The 24,763-nt window shown below is 61.4% G+C and carries 13 protein-coding genes and 1 pseudogene; 7 read left to right on the plus strand and 7 right to left on the minus strand.

Features of this window, described 5'->3' with window-relative positions; genetic code table 11:
- The first annotated feature begins 256 nt into the window (after positions 1–256).
- The gene (locus tag GNF76_RS25630; protein WP_343037850.1) at positions 257–12,955 is read left to right on the plus strand and encodes an autotransporter-associated beta strand repeat-containing protein; all 12,699 of its coding nucleotides are present in this window, start codon (positions 257–259) and stop codon (positions 12,953–12,955) included.
- 84 nt (positions 12,956–13,039) lie between these two features.
- On the opposite strand, the pseudogene GNF76_RS25635 reads toward GNF76_RS25630, so the two are convergent.
- The 3 genes and pseudogenes from GNF76_RS25635 to GNF76_RS25645 form a co-directional block, all read right to left on the minus strand.
- Positions 13,040–13,222: pseudogene (locus GNF76_RS25635) on the minus strand (BrnA antitoxin family protein); the annotation flags it as partial.
- 255 nt (positions 13,223–13,477) lie between these two features.
- Positions 13,478–13,753, minus strand: a complete 276-nt coding sequence (locus GNF76_RS25640) for a fructose-bisphosphate aldolase (RefSeq protein ID WP_155585870.1) — start codon at positions 13,751–13,753, stop codon at positions 13,478–13,480.
- A 532-nt stretch (positions 13,754–14,285) separates the two neighbouring features.
- Positions 14,286–14,864 carry a hypothetical protein gene (locus GNF76_RS25645; protein WP_155585871.1) on the minus strand — a complete coding sequence of 193 codons (579 nt, stop codon included), beginning with the start codon at positions 14,862–14,864 and terminating at the stop codon, positions 14,286–14,288.
- A gap of 453 nt (positions 14,865–15,317) precedes the next feature.
- On the opposite strand from GNF76_RS25645, the gene GNF76_RS25650 reads away from it, so the two are divergent.
- Positions 15,318–16,871 carry a DUF726 domain-containing protein gene (locus tag GNF76_RS25650; RefSeq protein WP_155585872.1) on the plus strand — a complete coding sequence of 518 codons (1,554 nt, stop codon included), beginning with the start codon at positions 15,318–15,320 and terminating at the stop codon, positions 16,869–16,871.
- A 40-nt stretch (positions 16,872–16,911) separates the two neighbouring features.
- The gene (locus GNF76_RS25655) at positions 16,912–18,231 is read left to right on the plus strand and encodes an Nramp family divalent metal transporter (protein ID WP_178123586.1); all 1,320 of its coding nucleotides are present in this window, start codon (positions 16,912–16,914) and stop codon (positions 18,229–18,231) included.
- 1 nt (position 18,232) lies between these two features.
- On the opposite strand, the gene GNF76_RS25660 is transcribed toward GNF76_RS25655, so the two are convergent.
- Positions 18,233–18,463 carry a DUF6555 family protein gene (locus GNF76_RS25660; protein WP_155585874.1) on the minus strand — a complete coding sequence of 77 codons (231 nt, stop codon included), beginning with the start codon at positions 18,461–18,463 and terminating at the stop codon, positions 18,233–18,235.
- Positions 18,464–18,580: 117 nt separating this feature from the next.
- Between GNF76_RS25660 and GNF76_RS25665 the strand changes: the two genes are divergently transcribed.
- The 3 genes from GNF76_RS25665 to GNF76_RS25675 all read left to right on the plus strand — a co-directional run bounded on the left by GNF76_RS25665 (position 18,581) and on the right by GNF76_RS25675 (position 20,593).
- Positions 18,581–19,342 (plus strand): AraC family transcriptional regulator, encoded by a 762-nt coding sequence (locus GNF76_RS25665; RefSeq protein WP_155585895.1) that lies wholly within the window; start codon positions 18,581–18,583, stop codon positions 19,340–19,342.
- 89 nt (positions 19,343–19,431) lie between these two features.
- Complete coding sequence (locus GNF76_RS25670) at positions 19,432–19,605, plus strand: DUF1427 family protein (protein WP_155585875.1); 174 nt, start codon at positions 19,432–19,434, stop codon at positions 19,603–19,605.
- A 31-nt stretch (positions 19,606–19,636) separates the two neighbouring features.
- The gene (locus GNF76_RS25675) at positions 19,637–20,593 is read left to right on the plus strand and encodes a quinone oxidoreductase family protein (RefSeq protein WP_155585876.1); all 957 of its coding nucleotides are present in this window, start codon (positions 19,637–19,639) and stop codon (positions 20,591–20,593) included.
- A gap of 60 nt (positions 20,594–20,653) precedes the next feature.
- Here the strand turns inward: GNF76_RS25675 and GNF76_RS25680 are convergent, their stop codons facing one another.
- Together GNF76_RS25680 and GNF76_RS25685 are read right to left on the minus strand one after the other, a co-directional pair.
- The gene (locus GNF76_RS25680) at positions 20,654–21,691 is read right to left on the minus strand and encodes a purine-nucleoside phosphorylase (protein WP_155585877.1); all 1,038 of its coding nucleotides are present in this window, start codon (positions 21,689–21,691) and stop codon (positions 20,654–20,656) included.
- A 30-nt stretch (positions 21,692–21,721) separates the two neighbouring features.
- Entirely contained in the window at positions 21,722–22,678 is a 957-nt protein-coding gene (locus GNF76_RS25685) for a nucleoside-specific channel-forming protein Tsx (RefSeq protein WP_155585878.1), read from the minus strand.
- A 225-nt stretch (positions 22,679–22,903) separates the two neighbouring features.
- Between GNF76_RS25685 and GNF76_RS25690 the strand changes: the two genes are divergently transcribed.
- Entirely contained in the window at positions 22,904–23,713 is an 810-nt protein-coding gene (locus tag GNF76_RS25690) for an aminoglycoside phosphotransferase family protein (RefSeq protein ID WP_155585879.1), read from the plus strand.
- On the opposite strand, the gene GNF76_RS25695 is transcribed toward GNF76_RS25690, so the two are convergent.
- On the minus strand, positions 23,683–24,630 hold the full coding sequence (locus GNF76_RS25695; protein ID WP_155585880.1) for an AraC family transcriptional regulator: 948 nt from the start codon (positions 24,628–24,630) through the stop codon (positions 23,683–23,685). The two genes, GNF76_RS25690 and GNF76_RS25695, sit on opposite strands and share 31 nt — an antisense overlap.
- Between the last annotated feature and the right edge of the window lie 133 nt (positions 24,631–24,763).

A 24,763-nucleotide genomic window follows, 5' to 3' on the forward strand; every position in this document is an offset into this window, starting at 1 on the left:
TTTGAAATCTGAATTTTTGCCGAAGGATAGCCCTTTGCCACCCGTATTCATTGGATATCAGGCGTTTCTGACGGAAACAGGACGAAAGTATTAATACCATTTATTTCAATGACTTTTGTGCGGACGGCTACCGTTTTGACAAATCAGATCAGTTGTCACCATGGCCGGGCTGTTCGAATTTGATGCGTACCTGGATGGGTTATCGGGGCTTCTGCGCACTCATGGACGAAAGGTTTGGACCACCAAGGAGCTAAACGTGGAAAGAAGACTTGCTACTGCCGTTGCACCTCGTATTTCTCCTCTCTATCTTGCTATTCGTCTCGGTGTTGCTGGTCTGGTGATCGGCCTGGCAAGCCCGCAAGCGTTGGCGGCGTGCACGCCGGCCAGCCCGTCGGTAGGCGATACCGTGAGCTGTTCGGGCACTGCGACAATCTTTCAGGACAATACCTTTGCAAGCGCCGTGGATAACCTGACGGTCGGTGTGACCGTTGGCTCCACCATCAATGCGCTGTTGGGTGGGACCGCGATGGCGCTGTCGGGTAACAACATCACGTTGAATAACTCGGGCACCATCGACCCGTCGATACTGGGGCTGGTCACCCTGCTGAGCAACGGTACGGTGATTGGCAGCGGCGCGTCGGGTACGGTGAATGTCACGAACCTTGCAACCGGTGTCATGAAAGGGACCTCGGGCCTTCTGAGTGGCTCCCTGGGTACCCTCAGCGGCATGGCGCTGAATATCAATAACGGCGCCACGGGCACCACCACCATCACCAACAACGGTAGCATCGGCTCCACCGCACTGCTCGGCCTGAGCCTGTTTTCTTCCGACGCGCCGGTGATAGCAGTACAGGGTGGCTCCCAGGTGAACATGACCAACACCGGTACGGTAACCGGGCGTATGGCGTTCGAGGCCTCGGCAGGCGGCAACACCTTCCTTAACAGCGGCAACATCGCCGGCGGTTTGTCGATGGGCGCTGCTAGCACCAACACCTTTACGGCGGTCACAGGTTCCACTGTGTCTGCTGCTGGTGGCATCGGGCTCAATCTTGGCGGCCTGATAGGCATCAATCTGGGGTTCGCCCCGACCGGCCAGATTGATGGCGGGTTGGGCGGTAGCAACTCGTTGATCCTGCAAAACCCACTCGGCGTTGGCGGGGGCACGTCGGGCGCCTCTACGGCCTCGAGCGCCAACTACGTCAACTTCAACAACCTGACCGTCAATAGCGGTACCTGGACCCTGCAAGGGCCGCTGGTGAGCGGCAGTTCGACCCTCAATGGCGGTGTTGCACAGTTCAACGACAACGGCACATTCGGCAGCGGCGTCCTGACCTCCAATGGCGGGGCGATTCAAGCCAGTAATGCGGGCCTGACGCTCAGTAACTTGATGAGCCTGGGCACGGGCGGCTTGAGTATCCTGGGCGCCAACGGGATGACGCTGGGCGGCGTGCTTTCGGGCACTGGCCCACTGATCAAGTCCGGCACTGGCCAACTGATCCTCAATGGCGCCAACACCTACAGCGGCGGAACCACGCTGAACTCCGGCAGTGTGCAAGTGGGCAACGCCCTGGCGCTTGGCTCGGGTGGTGTGACGGTCGCCGGGGCGTCAACCCTGGCCGCACCCGGTACCGTTAGCCTGGCCAACGCGTTCACCCTCAACAGTGGCTTGACCACCAGCGGCACTGGAGCGTTGACCCTCAGCGGCGACCTCACCGGTGCCGGTGGCCTCAACGTCAATGGCAGCGGCGGCCTGACCTTGAGTGGCAACAACGCCGGTTACACCGGCCCTACCGGTTTGAACGCCGGTGTGTTGACCCTCGGCAGTGTCAATGCCCTGGGCTCGGGTGCCTTGACTGTCAACGGTGCTGCTGGCTTGGACACCGCCGCCGCGACCACGCTGAACAACAACGTGACCCTGAACGCCAACTTGACCACCGTCGGCAGCAATCCGCTGACCTTCGGCGGGGTGATCTCCGGGACTGCCGGGATCATCAAGAACGGCACAGCGACTCTGACCCTGACCGGCAACAACAGCCAGCAAGGCCCTACTGCACTCAACGGCGGCACTTTGTTGGTAGGCTCCAACACCGCATTGGGTACGGGCGCCTTGAATGCGGCGGCAGGCACCACCCTGGATGCCACCACCGGTGTCACGCTGGCCAACGCCGTCAACCTGGCGGGCAACCTGACGCTCGGCGGCAGCCAGGCAATGACCCTCGCAGGTACCCTTGGCGGCATCGGTGGCTTGATCAAAAACGGCACCGGCGCCTTGACCCTCAGCGGCAACAACGTCTTTCTGGGCAATACGGCGCTCAACGCAGGCTCTTTGATCCTGGGCAGCAATAACGCCCTGGGCCTGGTTGGCACCTTGAATACCGCCGACAACACCACCCTGGACACCAGTGGGGCGGTGACGTTGGGCAATGCCGTGAATGTCACGGGTAACCTGAACCTAGGCGGCAGCAACAACCTGACCTTGGGCGGTGCAATCGGTGGCACAGGCGGCCTGACCAAAAACGGCACGGCCAACCTGATTATCAATGGCGCCAACAGCTTCCTCGCAGGTACCGTCCTCAATGGCGGGACCTTGACCGTCAACAATAACAACGCACTGGGCACCGGCAACTTGACCGTCAGTGGTGCAGGCACCCTGGATAATGCGGCCGGCATTACCCTGGCCAACGGTATCGATCTCAACGCGGACCTGACCCTGGCCGGTACCAACGGCCTGACCCTGGGCGGCGTGATCGGTGGTACCAACCAGTTGATCAAGAACGGCGCGGGCCTGCTGACCCTCAATGGCGCCAACACCTTCCAGGGCGGCCTTACCCTGAACGCCGGTGGCCTGAACCTGGGTAACGGCGCGGCGCTGGGTACTGGCACGTTGACCGTGGCCGGCGCCAGCAGCCTGGACACCAGCGCTGCGCTGACCGCCAACAACGCCATCAACCTCAACGCCAACTTGACGCTCAACGGCACCAATCCCCTGACGTTGGGTGGCGTGATCGCCGGCGTGGGCGGGTTGATCAAAAACGGCGCGTCGAGCCTGAACCTCAACGGTGCCAACACCTACAGCGGCCCTACTGCGTTGAACGGTGGATCACTGATTGTCGGTTCCAATACGGCCTTGGGTTCCGGCGCATTGAATACATCGGCCGGCACCACACTGGATGCCAGCGCTGCCGTTGTCCTGGGCAATAGCGTCAACCTGGGCGGCCTGCTGAACCTGGGCGGCAGCAACGCCATGACCCTCAACGGCGCTATAAATGGCGTCGGTGGCCTGAGTAAAAACGGTACTGGCGACCTGACCCTCAATGGCAATAACGGTTACCTGGGCAACACCGCGCTGAACGGCGGCAAACTGGTCGTGGGCTCCAATACCGCCCTGGGCCTTGGCGCGTTGAACGCGGCAGCCAACACCACGCTGGACGCCAATACCGCCGTTAGCCTGAACAACCTGTTCAATCTGGGCGGGGCCTTGAACATTGGCGGCGGCGCCGACTTGACCTTGAACGGCGTGGTCAATGGTCTCGGTGGCAGCCTGGTCAAGAACGGCACCGCCAACCTGGTGCTCAATGGCAACAACGGCTACCTCGGCGGCACCACCCTCAATGCGGGTACCCTGACGGCAGGCAGCAACGCCGCACTGGGTCTGGGCGGCCTGACCGTTGGTGGCGCGGCCACCCTGGACAGCAACACAGCGGTCACCTTGGGCAACAACGTGGCCTTGAACGCTAACCTGACCCTTGGCGGCAGCAACGCCCTGACCTTGGGTGGTTTGATCAGCGGCGCTGGCGGCCTGATCAAGAATGGCGCGGGCAACCTGACCCTCAATAACACCAACACTTACCAGGGCGGGACCAGCCTCAACGCCGGTACCCTGACCCTGGGCAGTGGGGGCGCACTGGGCGGCGGTGCCTTGACCGTCGGCGGTGCGGCGACCCTGGACAACAGCGGGCCCTTCGTCCTGGGCAATAACATCGCCCTCAATGGCGACTTGACGCTGGCGGGTAATAACAACCTCACGCTGGGCGGGGTGATCAGCGGCGCCAGCGGCTTGATCAAAAACGGCCTTGCCGACCTGACCTTGAGTGGCAACAACACCTTTACCGGACCGTTGAATGTGCTCTCCGGCAGCCTCACCACCGTCGGCACCGGCGCCTTGGGCAACACCTCCGGCGCTAACATCGGCGCCGGTGCCAGCCTCAATCTAGGTTCCGACAGCAGCCTGGCGACCCTGGGCGGCAGCGGTGGTTTGCAGATTGGCGCAGGCACCACGTTGAGTGTGGGCGGCGTCAACAGCGACAGCACCTTTGCCGGCAGCCTTTCCGGCACCGGCGGGCTGACCAAAGTCGGTACCGGCACCCTCAACCTTACCGGTATCAGTGGCCTCACCGGCAACACTGCCGTCAACGGCGGTACCGTGAACCTCACCGGCTCCCTGGGCAGTGCCCTGGTCGACGTCAACAGCGGCGGCACCTTTACCGGCACCGGCTCGGTACTGGGCACACTGAATATCAACAACGGCGGCCACCTGGCCTTGAGCAGCGGCAATACCTTGTCCGCTGGCGTGCTGAACATGGGCGCGGGCGGCAACCTCGATGTCGCCCTGGGTGCGCCGTCTCTCACGTCCTTGCTCAATGTCGGCGGTAACGTGAACCTTGCCGGCAACCTGAACGTGACCGATGCCGGTGGTTTTGGCGCAGGCACGTATCGCTTGATCAACTACACCGGTGGCCTGACCGGTGGGCTGACGGTGGCCGGTGTTCCCGTGGGCTACGGCCTTGGCGATCTGCTGGTACAAACCTCCGTCGGCAACCAGGTCAACCTGGTGGTATCGGCGCCCAATACTCGGTTCTGGGACGGCAGCCAGTCCGCCGCCAACGGCGTAGTGGATGGCGGCATCGGCACCTGGACCGCCGGCGGCACCAACTGGACATCGGCCGATGGCCTGACCAACTCACCATGGGCCAGCGGTTTTGCGGTGTTCACCGGTGCGGCGGGGACCGTCACCGTACAAGGTCCGCAAGCCTTTACCGGCCTGCAGTTTGTCACCGATGGCTACAACCTGGTCAGTGGTGCAGGCGGGCAGTTGACTGCGATCAATGGCGGTACCGGCAATGTGTCGATGCGGGTTGATCCAGGCGCTACCGCGACTATCGGCGTGAATATCGATGGCGCCGGCACCCTGAATAAACTCGACACCGGCACCCTGGTGCTCGGTGGTGCCAACACCTACACCGGCGGCACCTTGCTCAATGGCGGCACCTTGGTGGTCGGTAGTAACACTGCGCTGGGCACCGGCCAGTTGACCGCCGTGCTGGGCACGACACTGGACAGCAATGCTGCAGTGACTCTGGGTAATGACGTTGCCCTTGCCGGTAACTTGACCGTCGGCGGCAGCAACGCGCTGACCTTGAATGGCGTGGTCAATGGCGTTGGCGGCCTGATCAAAAATGGCGCTGCGAACCTGACCCTGGGCGGTGCCAACACCTACCTCGGCGTCACCGCGCTGAATGCCGGCGGGCTGATCCTGGCGTCTAATACCGCGCTGGGCACCAGCGTACTGAATGCTGCGGGCGGCACCACCCTGGATGCCAGTACCGCTGTCACCGTCGCCAACGCGATCAACCTGGCAGGCAACCTGGGCATTGGCGGTACGGCCGACTTGACCCTGAACGGTCCCGTCGCGGGTATCGGCAGCCTGACCAAGAACGGTACGGCCAACCTGACCCTCAATTCAGCCAACGGCTTCCTCGGTGGCACCACCCTCAACGCGGGCACCTTGACCGTAGGCAATACCTTGGGCCTCGGGCTGGGCAGTCTGACTGTCGGCGGCGCTTCGACCCTGGACAACAACACGGCGCTGGCCCTCGGCAATAATGTGGCGCTGAACGCCAACCTGGCAGTGGCCGGCAGCAATGACCTGACCCTGGGCGGCGTGCTCAGCGGCACGGGCGGCCTGACCAAAAACGGCGCAGCCGACCTGACCCTTAATGGCGTCAACACCTACCAGGGCGGGACTACCCTCAATACGGGCACCCTGACGCTGGGGGGTGCAGCGGCACTCGGTACGGGTGCCTTGACTGTCGGCGGTGCATCAACCCTGGCCACCACGGCACCGCTGGTGCTGGCTAATGACCTCAATGTGAACGCGGGCCTGACCGTCGGCGGTACCAACAACCTGACCCTGGCCGGCGTACTGGCCGGCACCGGCAGCCTGATCAAAACCGGTGCTTCCGACCTGACGGTCAGTGGCGCCAACACATTTGGCGGTCTGTTCGATGTGCAGGCGGGCAGCTTGACCACCATTGGCACCGCGGCACTGGGTAACAACGCGGGGGTTAACCTTGCGACGGGCGCGTCTCTGAACCTCGGTGCTTCGACCAGCCTGGGTAGTCTCACCGGCAGTGGCACCGCCGCAATTGGTGGCGGCAATACCCTGAGCATCGGCGGTGGCAACCTGAGCAGCACCTTCGGTGGCAGCTTGAATGGCGCCGGCGGCCTGGACAAGGTCGGCACCGGTACGCTGACCCTTGGCGGCATCAATGGCTTGACCGGCAACACCCAGGTCAGCGGCGGCACTCTGAACGTCAACGGCTCCCTGGCCAGCGGCAACGTGGGCGTCGGCAGCGGCGCTACCCTGGGCGGCACTGGCACCTTGGCGGGGGCGGTGAACATCGCCGATGGCGGCCACCTGGCGGTCAACTCCGGCAACACCCTGACGGTAGGCGGCCTGGTACTGGGGGCCAACGCCAATCTGGACGTGGGCCTCGGTGCTCCATCCACTGGCGGCACGGCGTTGGTGCATGTCGGCGGCAACCTGACCCTCGACGGTACCCTCAATGTCAGCGACATCGGCGGTTTCGGCGCGGGGATTTACCGGTTGTTTGACTACACCGGCGCCCTGACCAACAACGGTCTGCAATTGGGCAGCCTGCCGGTTAACACTTCTGCGGGCAGCCTCGATTTACAAACGGCTGTCGGCAGCCAGATCAACCTGCTGGTCAGCGGCAACACCAACGTGCAGTTCTGGGACGGCAGCCAGACCTCCGGCAACGGCGCAGTGGACGGTGGCACGGGCACCTGGAATGGCGCCGGCACCGACTGGACCGGCGTCAACGGTTCGTTCAACTCGGCGTGGGCACCCAATAGCTTTGCGGTGTTCCAAGGCACGGCCGGTACTGTCACCGTGGACGGTCCGCAAGCCATCACGGGCCTGCAATTTGTCACTGACGGCTACAACGTAGTGGGCGGCACGGCAGGGGCCTTGACCCTGTTCAACGGCACAGGCGGCAACACAGCCGTGCGGGTCGACCCCAACGCGACTGCGACTCTGGGCGTAACCCTCAATGGTGGCGGCACCCTGGCCAAACTCGACGCCGGTACCTTGGTGCTCAACGGCGCCAACACCTACACCGGCGGCACGGCCCTCAATGGCGGTACGCTGATTGTGGGTAACAACAGCGCCCTGGGTACGGGCCTGCTGACCACATCCAACGGCACCACCCTGGACAGCAACGCAGCGGTCACCCTGGCCAATGGCGTCACCGTCAACGGTGCGCTGACCGTGGGTGGCACTAACGCCCTGACCCTGGCGGGTACCGTGGCCGGCACCGGCAGCTTGATCAAGAACGGCATTGCCGCCTTGACCCTGAACGGCGCCAACACTTACACCGGACCCACTGCGCTGAACGCCGGCGGCCTGGTCCTCGGCTCCAACACCGCACTTGGCGCAGGCGCGCTGAATGCCGCAGCGGGTACTACCCTGGATACCAACACCGCTGTGACCCTGGCCAATAACGTGAGTGTGGCTGGTAACCTGGGCATTCTCGGTACCGCCGACCTGACCCTCAACGGTCTGGTCACCGGCGCTGGCGGCCTGACCAAAGGCGGGGCGGGCAACCTGACCCTCAACGGTGCCAACGGCTATGTCGGCGGTACCCAACTGAATGCAGGTTCCCTGACCCTTGGCAACAACACCGCCATCGGTACCGGTGCCTTGCAAGTCAACGGGCCTGCCACGCTGGACAACAGTGCGGCGCTGGTGCTGGCCAACAACGCCACGCTTAACGGCAACCTGACGGTGGCCGGCAGCAATGGCCTGACGCTCGACGGTGTAGTTGACGGCACTGCGCAGTTGATCAAAAACGGTGGCGCCAACCTGACGCTTAACGGCGCCAACACCTACAGCGGCGGTACCGCGCTGAATGCCGGTTCGTTGACATTGGGCAACACCACGGCGCTGGGTTCCGGCGCCTTGACGGTTGGCGGTGCGGCGACCCTGGATAACAGCGCGCCACTGGTGCTGGCCAACTCGGTCAATCTCAACGGCGATCTGACAGTGGCAGGCAGTAATAACCTGACCTTGACGGGTACCCTGGCTGGCAACGCTGCACTGATCAAAAATGGCGCGGCCGACCTGACCCTGACCGGCAACAACACCTTCACCGGGCCATTGAGTGTCCTCGGTGGCAACCTGACCACGGTCGGCAATGGTGCCCTGGGCAACACCTCCGGCGTGACCGTCGGCACCGGCGCGGGCCTCAACCTGGGCGGCAATGCCAACCTCAACACCCTGGCCGGTAACGGTGCGGTGCAAGTGGCGGGCGGCAGCACCCTGGCGGTGGGCGGGAGTAACCTGGACAACACCTTCGGCGGCTCACTGGGCGGCGCCGGCAACCTCGACAAGAACGGCACGGGTACGCTCAACCTGACCGGCACCAATGGCATCAGCGGTGCGGCCAACGTCAACGGCGGCACCTTGAATGTTGGCGGAACCCTGGCCAGCAGCACGGTCGGCGTCAACAACGGCGCGACCCTGACCGGTACCGGTTCGCTGGCAGGCGCGGTGACGGTGGCCGATGGCGGCCATATTGGCCTGACTTCCGGCAGCACCTTGTCGGTAGGCTCGCTGGCACTTGGCGCCAACGCCAACCTCGACGTCGGCCTGGGTACTCCGACCGTGGGAGGTGGCAGCAGTCTGCTGAATGTCGGCGGCAACCTGACGTTGGACGGTAATCTCAACGTCACCGATATCGGCGGCTTTGGTAGCGGCGTCTACAACCTCATCAACTACGGCGGCGCCCTGACCGATAATGGCCTGACCGTTGGTACGGTCCCAGGCAGCGTGGCACCGGGCGATCTGCAAGTGCAGACCGCGATCAACAACAAGGTCAACTTGCTGGTGACCGCGCCGAATACCACCGTGCAGTTCTGGGACGGTGGCCAATTGGCCGGCAACGGTACCATCGCCGGCGGCAACGGCACTTGGGGCACGGGCACCACCAACTGGACCAACGTTGATGGCACCGTCAATCAAGGTTGGGGCAACAGCTTTGCAGTGTTCCAGGGCGCGGCGGGTAATGTGACGGTCAACGGTGCGCAAGCCATCACCGGCATGCAGTTCGTCACCGATGGCTACAACCTGTCCTCCGGCGCTGGCGGTTCGCTGACCCTGGTCAACGGCGGCACGGGCAACACGGCGATCCGCGTTGACCCGAATGCCACCGCGACCCTCGGCGTGACCCTCACCGGCGGCGGTACCCTGGCCAAGCTCGACACGGGCACCCTGGTGCTCAACGGCACCAACACCTACACCGGCGGCACCGCGCTCAATGGCGGCAAGCTGGTGGTGGGCAACAACAGCGCCCTGGGGACTGGCGCACTGACGGCCGCCAACGGCACCACGCTTGACAGCAACACCGCCGTGACCCTGGCCAACACCACGGTACTCAACGGTGCGCTGGCAGTCGGCGGTTCCAATGCGTTGACCCTCAACGGTGTGGTCAGCGGCAGCGGCAGTCTGGTGAAAAACGGTGCTTCAAGCCTGACCCTCAACGGCGTGAATACCTACAGCGGTGGCACCGGCTTGAACGCCGGCCAGTTGGTCCTCGGCAACAACGGCGCTCTGGGCAGTGGTGCCCTGAGTGTCGGCGGTGCTGCGCAACTGGACGGCGCTTCGGCCCTGCAACTGGCCAACGCCATCAACCTCGGCGGCCCGCTGACCCTGGCCGGCAGCAACGACCTGACCTTGAACGGCGTGGTCAGCGGTACCGGCAGCCTGGTGAAAAACGGCAACGGTTCGCTGCTGCTGGCCGGTGTTAACACCTACAGTGGCGGCACGACGTTGAACGCAGGCATCACCAGTGGTACCACCAGCAGCCTGCAAGGGGCGATCGTCAACAATGCGACCCTGAACTTTGAGCAAGGCAGCAACGGTACCTACGCCGGTAACCTTACCGGCACCGGTGTGCTGAACAAAAACGGCACAGGCAACCTGCTGCTGACCGGCAACAACACCTTCACCGGCAACACCCATGTTGCGGCCGGCGGTTTGCTGGTCAACGGCACCCTGAACAGCGGGGCGGTGCAAGTCGCCAGCGGCGCGTCTCTGGGCGGCAGCGGTTCACTGGCAGGTGCGGTGACCATGGAGAATGGTTCGACCCTGGCCGGTGGCGGCGGTACCGCACCATTGTCCGTGGGCTCCCTGGCGCTGTCTTCGGGGACCAACCTGAACTTCGCCCTGGGCGCTCCGGGTGCGTCCACCACGGCGGTCAACGTCGGCAGCAACCTGACCCTGGACGGCACGCTTAACGTCACGGACGCGGGCGGCTTCGGCGTCGGTGTCTATCAACTGTTCCGCTACGGCGGCACGCTGACCGACAACGGCCTGGCTTACGGCACGCTGCCCACCGGCATCGTTCCGGGGGCTCTGACCTTGCAAACGGCGCTGGCCAATCAGGTCAACCTGCTGGTGCAAACCACACCCGGGCAAATCCAGTTCTGGAACGGCGGCACCACCAACCCTAACGGGACCATCACCGGCGGTAGCGGTACGTGGGGCCCAGGCACCAACTGGACCGATCCGAACGGCACCCAGGGCCAGGCGTCCACTAACCAGTTCGCCGTGTTTGGCGGGCAGGGCGGGACCGTCACCGTGGCGGGCAACCAAGCCTTTACCGGCCTGCAAGTGCTCGACCCGGGTTACACGCTGGTGGCCGGCACAGGCGGCAGCCTGAGCCCGACCAATGCGCCGGATGGCAGCCTGGCAGCCGTGCGAGTTAACGCGGGTGTCACCGCGCAAATCGATGCGCCATTGGTGGGCACCGGCGGTATCAACAAACTGGATGCCGGCACCTTGCTGTTGACCGGTGCCAACACCTACACCGGCGGCACCACCGTCAGTGGCGGTACCTTGGCGGGTAACACCACCAGCCTGCGGGGCAACATCCGCAACAACGCCCGCCTGCTGTTTGCACAAAACAGCAATGGTCGCTTCAACGGTGTACTGACGGGTACCGGTGCCGTGGTCAAGCAAGGCACAGGCGCGTTGCTGTTGACTGGCAACCAGCCGTTCAGCGGGACCGTGGTGGTGGATCAAGGCGTGTTGCAAGTCGGTGATGCGGCCAACCCTGGCACTGTGCTGGGTGGGCAGGTCACGGTGGCCAACGGTGCGGGCCTGACCGGTAATGGCAGCGTCGGCTCTCTGGTCAACCACGGCTCGGTCACGCCTGACAGCGGCAAGCTGACGGTGGCGGGCAACTTCACCAACGCTGCTGATGGTGCACTGAACCTGGTCATTACCCCATCGGTTGCAGGCTCCCTGGCGGTCGGCGGCACGGCCAACCTGGCGGGCACCTTGAATGTGGTCAACCTGGCACCGTATGCCGGGCCTACCACCTACACCTTGTTGACCGCCAGCGGTGGGGTCAACGGCACCTTCAACACCACTAACCTGGATAACCTGGCGTTCCTCAACACCGCACTCAACTACAGCCCGAACCAGGTTGCGCTGGCCGTCAGTCGTAATAACGTCAGCTACGCCAGCGTGGCGGCAACCGGTAACCAGCGGGCCGTAGCGGCTGCGTTGGGCAGCGGCCCGGCAGTGGGCGGTGCAGCGGTGCAAAACGCGTTGCTCAGCGGCAACGCCGCGAGTGCGCGTGCGGCCTTCGACAGCCTCTCGGGTGAAATCCACGCCAGTACCGCCAGCGCCATGCTTGAGGATTCGCGTTACATTCGTGACGCGGCCAACGAGCGTATGCGTCAGCAGGGTTGCTTGCGTGAGGACGATCCACGTAACAGCCTGGCACCTAGCGAAAACCGCCTGAGCAGTGCCGGTTGCCACGATGAGATCGTTGGCTGGATACGTGCTCTTGGCGCCTGGGGCCATATGGGTGGCGACGACGGCACAGCCAAGCTGAATCGCAACCTCGGTGGTTTCCTGTTGGGTGCCGACAAACAACTGGATGACGCCTGGCGTGCCGGTGTGGCTGCCGGTTACACCCGCAGCGACCTTGACGTTAATCGCCGTAGCTCCAGTGCCAAAGTGGATAGCTACCACCTGATGGCCTACACCGTGTACCAGCAAGAAGCCTTCGCCGCTCGCATGGGTGTGGCTTACAGCTGGAACGACGTCGACAGCAAACGTGATGTCGCCATCGGTTCTGTCAGCCAGCGCCTGAAGGCTGACTACAAGGCCCGTACGGCACAGGTGTTCGGTGAAGTCGGTTACACCTTCGAGCAAGGCGGTGTGGCCCTGGAACCGTTCGCAGGCCTGGCCTACGTCAACTACGACACCGACACCATCAAGGAAAAAGGCGGCTCCGCAGCCCTCAAGGGCGACGCCGATCAGGACGTCACGTTCTCTACCCTGGGCCTGCGTATCGGCAAGACCATCAGCTTGGGCAACGGCACGAAAATCACCCCACGGGGCAGCATCGGCTGGCGTCACGCCTTTGGTGACACCAAACCGGATGCCGACCTGAGCTTCATCAATGGTGGTGGTTCGTTCAGTACCCAAGGCGTGCCGATTGCCAAAGACAGCGCGGTGCTGGAAGCCGGTATCGATTACCAGATCACCCCCAACGGCAAGCTGGGCCTGGGCTACTCCGGTCAGCTCTCACGCAACGACAAGGACCACGCGATGACCATCAGTTTCTCCCTCGGTTTCTGATCAAGGCCGAGTTTTTCAAACCGCCCGAAAGGGCGGTTTTTTTGGCTTGCGTTCAGCAACGGACTATCAAACACCCGCATCTGGGGAGAGCAAGGCTTGACGCAGAAGGTCGTTGATCACCGTCTGATAGCCCGTCCCGGCGCTTTCAGCCTGTTCGTGTGCTGATGTGATCACCGCGTCATCCAGCATGAGGGTGATACGTGTTTTGCCTTTGCTGCTGGCAATGGGTCCACGTTTGGCGTTATTGAAATCGTATTCGTCTTTCATTGTTCAAGCCTCTTCATACTGACGACGTTCATTTCTGCAGACGAGCCTTGCACTGTCAACTGAGTGGTGCAGGCTATCAAGCAAACACAATGCTCAACGTTGCGAAGATCAAATGTGGGAGATGTCGAGCTTTAGCGAGGCTGCGATGACGTCGGCACAGCCAACATTGAGGGTGCCTGACCCACCGCTATCGCAGACTCGCTAAAGCTCGAGAGCTCCCACACAGGACTCGTTTCGCCGGGCTTTTTACGGCCGTCAGAAAGCTCGGCGCTCGATCACTGCAAATACATCACTGGCATCTTGCAGCAACACCCGGGCGACGTTGGCCAGGGTGTTGAGATCTCGTTCGTCGGTGTCATTGAGCGTGGTGCAGGCCAGGGTGGTGATCAGGCCAAGCGCGGCGCGCAGGCGTTCACTGACGCAGGCGTGCAGGTCGAGCAAGGGCGCTTGGTTGTCGATTAAAAGGACGGGCGTGTCAGTGGCGATGCGGGTGAGGGGGGTGTAGCGGTCGGGCGATGTATCTAGCGTCATGGTGTAGCTCCTCGTATCGAAAGAACAACCACCATTCACTGCGAAATGAAATGGGTGGCAGCTGTGTGCGGGTTCGCAGACCGAGGATACGAGGAACCCGGCAGACCCGAAGGTCTCCCACACACAGCCGCCATAAAACATACCGGCGGCGCAGACGCGACCGCTGTGGTTTCATGATGCCGGGGTATTACACGTATCTGTTAGGGCTGCGAAACCCTGCTGCCGACCGAAGCCTGCAAGCGCACGAACTATAAGCGCGAGGGCTGTTGGCTGCAACTGGAAGGCGGTGTGGGGCTGGTCTGATTGGCCTGGCGCTGGGATATGGGAACCTAGAGGATCTTCGCCCAGATGGCCCACGCGAACATGCCGACTACGTTTAGGACTCCCTGGTAATGTGCTTTTTTTCATTTCTTTATTGATATATCACAAATAACTGCAAAGAACTTAACCTGACGATTATAGCCAGGGACTCTGGTAATCGTCAGATCAAGATCACCTTCGCTTATTCAAACTTCTTGTGCGTTGCATGCATTTAAAAAGGCACCAACATAATATCAACTTTAACATGCAGTGTACTTTTTCTACTATTAACAAACTCTACTTCCTGCTTAAATGAACCGGTTAATGCAGCTGAAAAAATCTTATCTATCATTTCCTCGGGAGACATTGTCGGGTTTCCATCTCCTCCTCCGTTGATTAAAAAACCTAGCTTGTATCTTGCCCCGTCAGGAATAAAGAGACCTGCAATAGGTTGCCCATCCAGCCTGTACGCTAAATCTTCAATCATTTCACGCAACTTCGCCGCCGCGTTATCCTTGTTAATGTTTATTACGCCTGCGTCCCAATAAACTGGGGGTTTTTCATTGAATTCAGGATGGCCAAGCTGCCATGATCCCTCATAATTGTTTATGCAGTACTTGCAACTACATCCTCGTGGGTGCCAGTACTTAACTTTGTTTGCATCATAGGGGGCTCCTTGCTTATCAGCGCCGCCATCTTTATTTACTGGCCCCTCGTACCACTTTGTCCCTGGGAGGTGAAAATCCGCTCCTCCTCCCCATAGAGAAGTTACGCTGGCTGCTGTATAGCCACCTTGCTTGTAATTGATCATGATATGAGTTTCCTTTTAATATGGATGAGGTATCCCAGTCAATACACACGTCTTGAGTTTTATCAGTCGCGTAAATAATGATTTTTATACGAGGTCTGAATAGATCTTACAATTAAATCGAACAAATATTTACACCCGCGCCCCGACCCATCAAGCTCCAAAATAACTACTCCAACAGAAGTGGTCAGTTTTACCTTACTCATGGTGGTGCTCCTGTTGTGCACGCTGGGCACTTGAAATAATCCCATGCTGTCGGAACAGCAGCGTTATCGTTGAAGCGATTTCTCAACGTGTTTACGACGTTATTATTCACCCTCTCGAAATCTGGGAAACCTGTGAAAAATACCAGTTCCGACGAGCGGAGACTGGGATTTGACAGGCCAATTTTTCACAATTTCCGCGCGTGCCCTTTGCTACTATCGCCTCCCCACCGCCACCCGGAGTCACCGCCCCATGCAACACCAGTGGGATGAAATGCACCGCACCCGCAAGCCCACGTTCGTGCGGTGTGGCGAGCCTCAAGGGGAAGTGCTCAATCTCTACGTTCACGGCTACTCGGCGTTCTTCAATCAGCAACAGCTGGGCAACTTCACCGAACAACTGGCGAGCATCGACGGTTCGACCAACCTGATGCTGTTCTGGCCGGCGGGGCATTTTCTGGAGAACCTGTTTGCACCGTTCAAGGATGTGATCGCCTCGATGCTCGGCGGCGGCACCCTGGGCGCGGCGACGATCGGGTTGGGCAAGGCGATTGCCTATTTCCTCGACCACTACAAAAGTGTCGAGGCTCGAGTCGATGAGGTGGCGAAAAGTCTGCTGCCCGAGTTGGCCAACTACCTGCATCGCGAATCCATCAACGTTCGACGGATCAACCTGATCGGCCATTCCCTGGGTGCCCGGATTCTGGTCAAGAGCCTGTTGGCGAACCCCGAAACAGCCCGTGAGCTGCCATTGAATAATCTGCTGCTGATGGGCGGCGCGATTTGTACCTCCAGCCCGTGGGATCAAGTCTCGGCGCCCCTCAAGGGCCGGTTGATCAACTGCCATTCCAGCAAGGACTGGGCGCTGGCGCTCAAACCGGATACCGAACGCTGCATCGGGCGTTACGCAATCCCTGTGACGCCGGCGCTCAAGGCCAAGGTGGCGAATGTGCACCTGGCCACGTTCGACCACGCCGCCTACTGGCCGCAGTTGAAGACGGTGGTGCAATACACCGACCTGTTGCAGGAGCGCCGCGGCATGATCCGCGCTGATCAGCGCAGCAGTGAGGTGCGCTTTGCCGAGGACGATGTCGACCTGTTCCCGTTGCTGGTGCAGGCACGGCCGGAAGAGTTGAAGTTTCTCGCTGAGTTGATGGCGCAAAAACGCAGCGCGACGATCGACGCCACGGTACGCGAGCCGTTGAAACTGGCCGTGGAACTACAGCGCATGGGCGGCGACACCTTCATGAACCTGGCACGCGGCCATGGCGTCAGCTACCGCGAAATGGCCCAGGATGTGGCGCAGCGGGCGGGGATCAAGTTTGATGAACCTATCGAAAAGGTCGCACTGGCAGACATCGAAGCCCAGGTCGCCGAGACGCTGATTGAGCAGTACAAGGACAAACTCAGCCAGGCCGACCGGCAAGTGTTCGAGGCGCAGCTCAAGGCCGCTGCGCAAAAGGAGCAGGGTTTTTTCAATCGCTTCGATGTGGGTCGCTCCGCCACAACGGCACTGAGCGGCACTGCACTGGCCGGGTTGACCGGCTTTATCCTGCGCCGTGGTGCCGCGACCGCAATCCCGGTGGTGGGCCAGGCACTGGCGGCGGCGATGTTGCTGGTCACCGGTGTACGGGCTTTTTCCGGGCCGGCATATTCCATCACCACCTTGGCGGTGCTGGTGATCGGGGTGATTCGCGAGCGCATGGAGCGCGAGGCGCTGAATCAGGAAATGGACCTGGTGGTGAAAGTCGTCGAGGCGTTTGATTTACCTCGGGAGACGGTGATGCGCACGGTCGCGTCCGACTGATAAGCTGCGCCCTTGTCTTGTGTGTTTGCCGGGTACCCGCGTGAAATTCAGCCTGCCGAAAGTCGCTACTGCCCCGTTCTGCCCACCGGAAGTGGCCGGCACTATTGTCGTCGACCCCAGGGCTTCGTTTTTCAAGCGAATCTTTGCCTTTGCCGGGCCCGGCCTGCTGGTTTCCATCGGTTACATGGACCCGGGCAACTGGGCCACGGCCATCGAGGCCGGCTCACGCTACGGCTACAACCTGTTGTTCGTGGTGTTGCTGGCGAGCCTCGCGGGGATGGCGGTGCAGTGCCTGTGCTCGCGATTGGGAATCGCCACCGGCAAAGACCTGGCGCAACTGAGCCGCGAGCGCTACAGCAAGCGCGCCTCGTTCACCCAATGGATCTTGGCGGAAATCTCGATCATTGCCACCGACCTCGCTGAAGTCCTCGGTTGCGCCCTGGCGTTCCACTTGCTGCTGGGCGTGTCGCTGACCTCCGGGATTGTCATTACCGCCTTCGATACGCTGCTGATTCTGGCCCTGCAAAATCGCGGTTTCCGTCGTCTGGAGGCGATCATGCTGGCGCTGGTGGCGACCATCGGCGTGTGTTTTTTTGTCGAACTGGTGTTGATCAAACCTTACTGGCCGGATGTGTTCCGGGGTTTCACGCCGTCGTTGTCGGCCATCAGTGACGCTGCGCCGTTGTACCTGGCCATCGGGATTCTCGGTGCCACGGTGATGCCGCATAACCTGTACCTGCACACGTCTATCGTGCAAACCCGGCTGTTCGGCAAGGACCTGGCCAGCCGTCAGGATGCGGTCAAGCTGGCGCGGATCGACACCATTGGCTCCCTGGCCCTGGCGCTGCTGGTCAACGCGGCGATCCTGATCCTGGCTGCCGCAGCCTTCCACCAGACCGGGCATACCGAGGTGGTGGAAATCCAGGACGCCTACCACCTGTTGGACCCGCTGGTGGGTGGCGCCTTCGCCAGTGTGCTGTTCGGCGTAGCGCTGCTGGCGTCCGGACAGAGTTCCACGTTCACCGGCACCATTGCCGGGCAGGTGATCATGGAGGGCTATCTCAACCTGCGGATTCCCTGCTGGCAACGGCGCCTGATCACCCGTGGCCTGGCGCTGATCCCGGCGTTTCTCGGGGTGTGGCTGATGGGGGACAGTGCCATCGGCAAATTGCTGATCCTCAGCCAGGTGGTACTCAGCCTGCAATTGCCGTTTGCGTTGTATCCCTTGATTCGCATGACCGGTGATAAACAACTCATGGGGCCGTTCGTCAATCGCCTGCCGACGCGGCTATTGGCCTGGAGCCTGTTTGCCGTGATCAGCGGGGCGAACGCGTGGTTGATCGGGCAGTGGTTGTTCTGAGTCAGCCACCCGAGCGGCGCCATTGCACATTGTCGATGCCGAACTGTTGGGCCTGGAGCTGGCTGGTCTTCTTCACCTGCTCCCGGGCAAACCGGCCGATTCGGCCCACACCGGCATCGCAGCTTGCCCAATGCCAGGCTTCGGGCGTGTCGAGTTTCTCCAGGCGGATGATGAAAGACTTGGGCTGGCCGTGCAGCGTGTAGTCGATGACGAAAAGCTTTGCGTTGTTCATGGATCCGTTGACCCTCCTTGTGTCTTCAAGTGATCCCGTGGCGTTGTAAAAATTCACTCGGATTGTCGGCCGTTGATCATTAACATGGCGGTTCCAGCCTTGAGTGATGTGCCGTCCATGGCCCTTGCCGCACCTCCCGACCTCAGCGATCACGGCGTCCCCGTTCAGCCTTTGGCCCGCACCTACCCGCGTGGGCTGTATGTGGAACCCCATCAGCACGACTGGGGCCAGTTGCTCTACGCCATGAGCGGGGTGATGTGGGTCGAGACACCCCGGGAAGCGTTGGTGGTGCCGCCGCAGCGGGCGGTGTGGCTGCCGCCGGGCGTTACGCACGCCATTCGCGTGGTCTCGGACTTGCAGATGCGTAATATCTATTTGCGCCCGGCCCTGGCGGTGACGTTGGACAGTCAGGTACAGGTGATTGAGGTCGGTGGCCTGTTGCGCGAGTTGATCGTGACGCTGGTAGAGCAGGGCGACCGCTTTGATGCCTACTACGACGCCGTCGTGGGCCTGGCCCTGCTGGAGTTGCAGCGCGCCCGGCGCTCGGCCATCCGCATCGCCTTGCCTGAAGGTGCCGACCGGCGTTTGCTGAATGCTTGTCAGGCGGTGATGGCGGCGCCCTCCCTGGACATTCCCTTCGAGCAGCACGCCGAAATGGCCGGCGCCAGCGTGCGCACCCTGGCCCGCCTGTTCCAGAACAGCCTGGGCATGGGCTTTGCCGAATGGCGCCGACAGGTGCAACTGGCCACCGCCGTGGCCGAGTTGATCCAGGGCCAATCAGTCAGCAGTATCGCCCGATCCCTGGGTTATTCCCCCAGCAGTTTCAGCGACATGTTTCGCCGGGAACTGGGCGTGGCGCCGTCGCAATACGGAACCTGAGGGTTGGCCGAAATCCAGAAGCACCTGGCCGATTGCACCAGGCTACGCTCCTTACACTGACCGCATCGACCACCGCTGCGGAGTGCCCCATGAGTTACCTGATTTCCCTGGCCATCGGCCTGTTTGTCGGCGTGCTTTACGGTGCCCTGGACTTTCGCTCGCCTGCGCCTCCGGCCATTGCCCTGGTAGGGCTGATGGGCATGCTCATGGGCGAAAAGCTCTGGCCCATGGGCCGTCAATTGATCAGCGGCTGGTTGTCCTGAATTTTTCTGACCTTCAAGGGATATTCGCCACATGAAAGCACTGCAGTTTTGCGCCACCGGCGATCTCGCTGCCCTGGACTATGTTGAGGTGGCCACACCGGTACCGGCTGCCGGTGAGGTTTTGGTACAGGTCAAAGCGGCCGGGTTGAACCCCAGCGATGTCAAGAACGTGCTCGGGCGTTTCCCCTACACCACGTTGCCGCGTATTCCCGGTCGTGACTTTGCCGGCGTTGTGGTGGACGGCCCGCGGGCGCTTTTGGGCCGGGAAGTCTGGGGCACCGGTCGTGACCTGGGTTTCTTCGCCGACGGCTCCCACAGCCAGTACCTCACAGTGTCGGCCAAGGGGGTGGCCCACAAGCCCAGCCATTTGAGTTTTGCCCAGGCGGCCAGCCTCGGTGTGCCCTACACCACGGCTTGGGATGCCCTGGAGCGTAGCGGGGTAGGCAAAGGCACGCGATTGCTGGTGATCGGTGCTAATGGTGCGGTGGGCAGCGCGGCCTTGGCCCTGGCGAAAATTCGTGGAGCGCAGGTGTTGGCAGCGGTACGGCGGCCCGAGCAGGTCGAGGCGTTGAAGGCCCAGGGCTTTGAAGCGATTGCCTTGGACAAACCTGAGGATTTGTCGGCACAGGTGAACGCGGTATTGGGCGGCGCCGATGTGATCTTCGACACCACGGGGTTCTGGCTACCGGCGGCGGTTTCGGCCCTGGCACCCTTTGGTCGCATCGCGATCATTGCGGCTCCGGTGGACGGTCATGTGCAACTGCCCGCCCTGGCGTTGTACCGCAAGGGTGGCTCGGTGGTGGGGATCAATTCGTTGCTCTACAACAGCGAGGCCTGCGCGCTGATGCTGGAGCAGTTCGGGCGATTCTTCGATGAAGGGTTGTTGCCGTTGCCGACGGGGTTGCGAGAGGTGCCGCTGGCGGAGGGCGTGCGGTGCTACGAGGAAGTGAATCGGGGCAGTACGGACAAGATTATCTTCCTGCCCTGACGCTGTCAGTGTGGGAGCGAGCAAGCCCGCTCCCACATTTGATCTCTGGTGTCCGGGAGGTTAGGCTTCAGGAACCCCTTTCTCCCACGCCGACCAGTTCTTCAGAATCGTCTGCACCAACGGGTTACCTGTGCGATACAGGTTTTCCAGCGCCGGCACAAACCCGCCCTGGTCCGCATATTTCAGCAGGTTGTCCACTTCGCTGTAACCCGGGTACGGCCGGTCGAAATCAGACCCGGCACGCACCACCGCCAGGCGCTGGATATCCACCAGGCCTTCACGGCTGGCCCGCAGCAGCGCTTCATAGGTGGAGTTGTCTTCCTGCTGGGTGGTGCAGTACTCGCCTTTGTTGTCCGTCAACAACTTGGTCCAGACTTCGGCGCGCTCGCTCAGGCGTGTCCCGGAGAACCAGGTGTTGCCCGCCACGGTGTCGCACTGGGTGACCTGGGGTGGCTGGTTGGCCGGCGCATTCGGGTAATGCTTGCGCCACGCCGTGGACTCTTTGCTTTCACTGAGTTCGACCTTGTGCGACAGGGCAAAGGCCTTGGCCTGCAGTTTCGGGTTCAGCTCGAAAACTTCGGTCTTGTAGTCCAGCGGCGGTTTTTCATTCGGGCCCTTGGTGTTGATGCCGATATAACCGGTCGGCCAATCCTTGGGTGCGTCACGGGAATCCAGCTCCCATTGCGTACCGAACTCCACCAGGTAGTGGGCCCATGCGGCTGTGCCAATGGTGCCGTGTTTCGGGCTGATCCCGGCAATCCCGGCAATCAGGAAGTAGCTCTGGCGCAGGTCGAACTTGGGCGACAACGCCAGGGCCAGCGTGGAGGCGGCGGCGTTGGTCTGGCCCATGCCGGTCACCAGCAGGCACACGTCCTGGGTGTTGCAGCGGATCACTGGGTATTCGGCGGACAAGCCCGGCACGCGGACTTCCTGCTTGAGCTCCAGGCGATCAATCCAGTTCTGCGCCTCGGGGGCGAACATGGTGATCAGCACCACTTTGGGCTTGATCGGCGCCGGGGTATTGGCCAGCACTGCCTGGGGCAACAAGGAACCCACGGCCAGGCCGATGGCGATTGAAAGGCGGGCAAACGTAGTCATCCATTTCTCCTTTATCAAGTAAACGCGCACTCAGAATTGATAACCCACACCGGCGTAATAACCCCAGCCATTGGACCGGGCGCGGAAATTGCCGTCGCCGAAATTCAGCTCACTGCCGTCTTCCCAGTTGCCGCCGTTGTGGAAGTAGCGACCCACCAGGGTAAAACGCAGGTGAGTGAACGAATACAACAGCACGTTGGTTGCAACCAGGGAGTTGGCGGTACGCGCCGGGTTGTCCTTGTGCAAGTCCGAACCGAAATCGTAGTTGGTAAAACCGATATAGGTGAGCGACGCGCCGTTATCAAAGCTGCTGATGGGCACGATGTACTTCATTTGTGCGCGGTAGCCGTCCCAGGAATATTCATTGCTGGCGCCGTAGTTTTCCCACTGGTAGCGCCCATAGAAGTTGGCCGACAGGTTGACCCGTGAATGGGTCTCGATGTCGGTGCCCAGACCACTGTAGAGGGTGTTGGCGCGGTTGGCCTTGTTGCTGCCGTGGTCGTAGATCCAGTCGAAGGCGACGTACCATTCCTTGAACGGCCCGATGGCCAGGCTGCGGCCGGCCAGGTAGTCGATGGAGATACGTGGCTCGTGCTCCATGAACACCGGGGAACCGTGGTCCCAGGCGCCTTTGTCATTGGCGTTACCGATGCCGAAGATCTTCGGGATGTCGATGTAGCCATAGAGCTCGAAGGGCCCTTTGCGGCCGAAGTATTCGTACTCCAGATACACGTCGTCAGCAGGTTTTGGGCCGAAGCTGATGTCTTTGCTGCCAATGACCGTCAGGTCCTGGTTGAACCAGTCCGACAGGTAAACGCCTTTTTTCGATGGGCTGGCTTCCGGGGCCAGGGTTTCGCCCTGTGCTGAGTCATCAGCGGGCGCTTGCTGCCCGAAAGTGGGCGCGCTGAGTACTCCCGTAACGGCAGCCAGTAGCAAGGAAACACCCAAAGTGGTGGCCGACGCGGGGCGTCTGGAGGTTGATTGCATTGAAAATCCCTGTTCGTACGCGGTTTGGACCCGATTCACCGGGTGTGAGGTGAACATGTCGCCAGTTGGCGGTCAAGTTCGATTCGCAAACGTTTGCACAGGCTGTACCAACTTTTGTCAATTGCTTGAAGTGGATAGAAAAATGTCGAATTAGCCGACCTTTTGGTCAGAAACCTGGCTTCTGGTTTGTGGCATCCTGCCGAGCAATGAACAGGGAGCCCTGAGATGTTTGATCACTATGTACAACGCTGGAAGTTGACCCCGGACGGCGACGCCATCATCACTCCCGGCAGTCATCTGCTGCCGGTACGCTGGCAAGGTATGCCTGCGATGCTGAAAATCGCCCATACGCCCGAAGAAAAACTCGGCGGCCTGTTGATGAATTGGTGGGCGGGTGAGGGCGCGGCGCGGGTCTTCGCCCATGACGCCAATGCACTGGTGATGGAGCGCGCCACCGGCCCAGGTTCCTTGATGCAGATGGCCCTCAATGGCCAGGACGACGAAGCCAGCCGCATCGCTTGTGCCACCGTCGCCCGGTTGCACGCGCCGAGGCCGTCACCGCCGCCGGGGTTGTTTTCCCTGGAACGATGGTTTGAGTCGCTATGGACTGCTGCCGAGCACGAAGGCGGGCCGTTGCTCGACTGCGCAGCGACGGCGCGCACGTTATTGGCTTCACAGCAGGACATCGTGGTGCTGCACGGTGATGTACACCACGACAACATCCTCGACTTCGGCCCACGGGGCTGGCTGGCCATCGACCCGAAGCGGGTGATGGGCGAGCGGGGCTACGACTACGCCAACCTGATCTGCAATCCGGACTTGCCGACCTGCGCTGATCCGGTGCGTTTCAACCGGCAGGTCGAGGTCATTGCCCACGCTGCCGGGCTGACCCGCCAGCGCCTGCTGCAATGGGTTGTGGCTCATGCCGGGTTGTCGGCGGCCTGGTTTCTGGAGGATGGCGAACGGGAACGGGCAGATGTCGACCTGGACGTGGTACGCCTGGCTCAATGCGCTTTGGTAAACGGCAACGCTTGATCGCCATTACGATGAAACAGGTACCGCGCGGTTTCACGCCGATACTCGCTGGGCGTCTGGTTCATTTCGATACGAAAGTGCCGGTTGAAGTTGGAGAGGTTGGCGTAGCCCACTTCAAAGCAGATATCGGCCACCGACATCTTGGTCTGCAATAACAGCCGGCAGGCGCGCTGGACCCTGAACTTGCGCATCAGATCAATAAAACCGTGGCCGGTGACCCGCTTGAAGAAGCGCGAAAAGCCAGGCTCGCTCATCTTCAAACGCTGGGCGATCACCGACAGGCGCACATCGCCGGTCAGCTCTGTCATCAGGTAGTCGAAGGCCTTGTGGATCCGCGCGGAACTGCGGGCATCCAGCGTCGGCGTGTAGCAAGCGCTGGCCAGTGGGTGAGACTCCAGTGACGGCGCCACCGCCAGCGCTTGCAGCAACTGCATAAACAAAATCAGGCGGTTGAGCCCTTGCGCCGGCCCGATGGCCTCAAGCAGGGCTGCCGCACGAGTAGCGGTCTCACCGGTAAATTCCAGGCCACGTCGAGCCCGTTCAAACAGCCCTTGCAGATCCCCCAACTCTGGCAGCGTGCCACGTAACGCCAGCAACGCTGCGCCATCGAATTGCAGCACCACATCGCGCCCCGTCAGATACTCGCCGGGCGCCAGGTCGCCAATCCAGTCGTGGGGCAGGTCGGGGCCGATCAGTGCCACATGGCCGGCGCCAAACGCACCAATATAGTCACCCGCCACCAACTTGCCGCTGCCTTGGCGGATCAGGTGGATCTCGAATTCGGGGTGGTGATTCCAGCGGGCGAGATCGTACGGATAGTCGTGTTCGTACCAGCGAAAGGCATGATCGGGTTCAGGAACAATCACTTCCAGCTCGGCAGGACGTTGCTCGAACAGGGCGGCGTGGCCGTCAGGCATGGGTTTGGCCCTTATGGGGTCTTGGAATAGCACCAAAGTACGCTCTTTCGGCCAGTGGTAGCTACTCTTGGTTTTGCCTGTGACTGATACTTTTTTGATCCTGGATGCTCGGTTAAAAAAGTACCGGAACAGT

This window comes from Pseudomonas spelaei (assembly GCF_009724245.1).
Classification (GTDB): Bacteria; Pseudomonadota; Gammaproteobacteria; order Pseudomonadales; family Pseudomonadaceae; genus Aquipseudomonas; species Aquipseudomonas spelaei.

Bases quoted from the DNA above. Each gene is read 5' to 3' on its own strand.
- GNF76_RS25660 (WP_155585874.1), bottom strand. From the start codon at position 18,463: ATGAACAACGCAAAGCTTTTCGTCATCGACTACACGCTGCACGGCCAG.
- GNF76_RS25675 (WP_155585876.1), top strand. From the start codon at position 19,637: ATGAAAGCACTGCAGTTTTGCGCCACCGGCGATCTCGCTGCCCTGGAC.
- GNF76_RS25640 (WP_155585870.1), bottom strand. From the start codon at position 13,753: ATGACGCTAGATACATCGCCCGACCGCTACACCCCCCTCACCCGCATC.
- GNF76_RS25650 (WP_155585872.1), top strand. From the start codon at position 15,318: ATGCAACACCAGTGGGATGAAATGCACCGCACCCGCAAGCCCACGTTC.
- GNF76_RS25670 (WP_155585875.1), top strand. From the start codon at position 19,432: ATGAGTTACCTGATTTCCCTGGCCATCGGCCTGTTTGTCGGCGTGCTT.
- GNF76_RS25665 (WP_155585895.1), top strand. From the start codon at position 18,581: ATGGCCCTTGCCGCACCTCCCGACCTCAGCGATCACGGCGTCCCCGTT.
- GNF76_RS25695 (WP_155585880.1), bottom strand. From the start codon at position 24,630: ATGCCTGACGGCCACGCCGCCCTGTTCGAGCAACGTCCTGCCGAGCTG.
- GNF76_RS25690 (WP_155585879.1), top strand. From the start codon at position 22,904: ATGTTTGATCACTATGTACAACGCTGGAAGTTGACCCCGGACGGCGAC.
- GNF76_RS25680 (WP_155585877.1), bottom strand. From the start codon at position 21,691: ATGACTACGTTTGCCCGCCTTTCAATCGCCATCGGCCTGGCCGTGGGT.
- GNF76_RS25685 (WP_155585878.1), bottom strand. From the start codon at position 22,678: ATGCAATCAACCTCCAGACGCCCCGCGTCGGCCACCACTTTGGGTGTT.
- GNF76_RS25645 (WP_155585871.1), bottom strand. From the start codon at position 14,864: ATGATCAATTACAAGCAAGGTGGCTATACAGCAGCCAGCGTAACTTCT.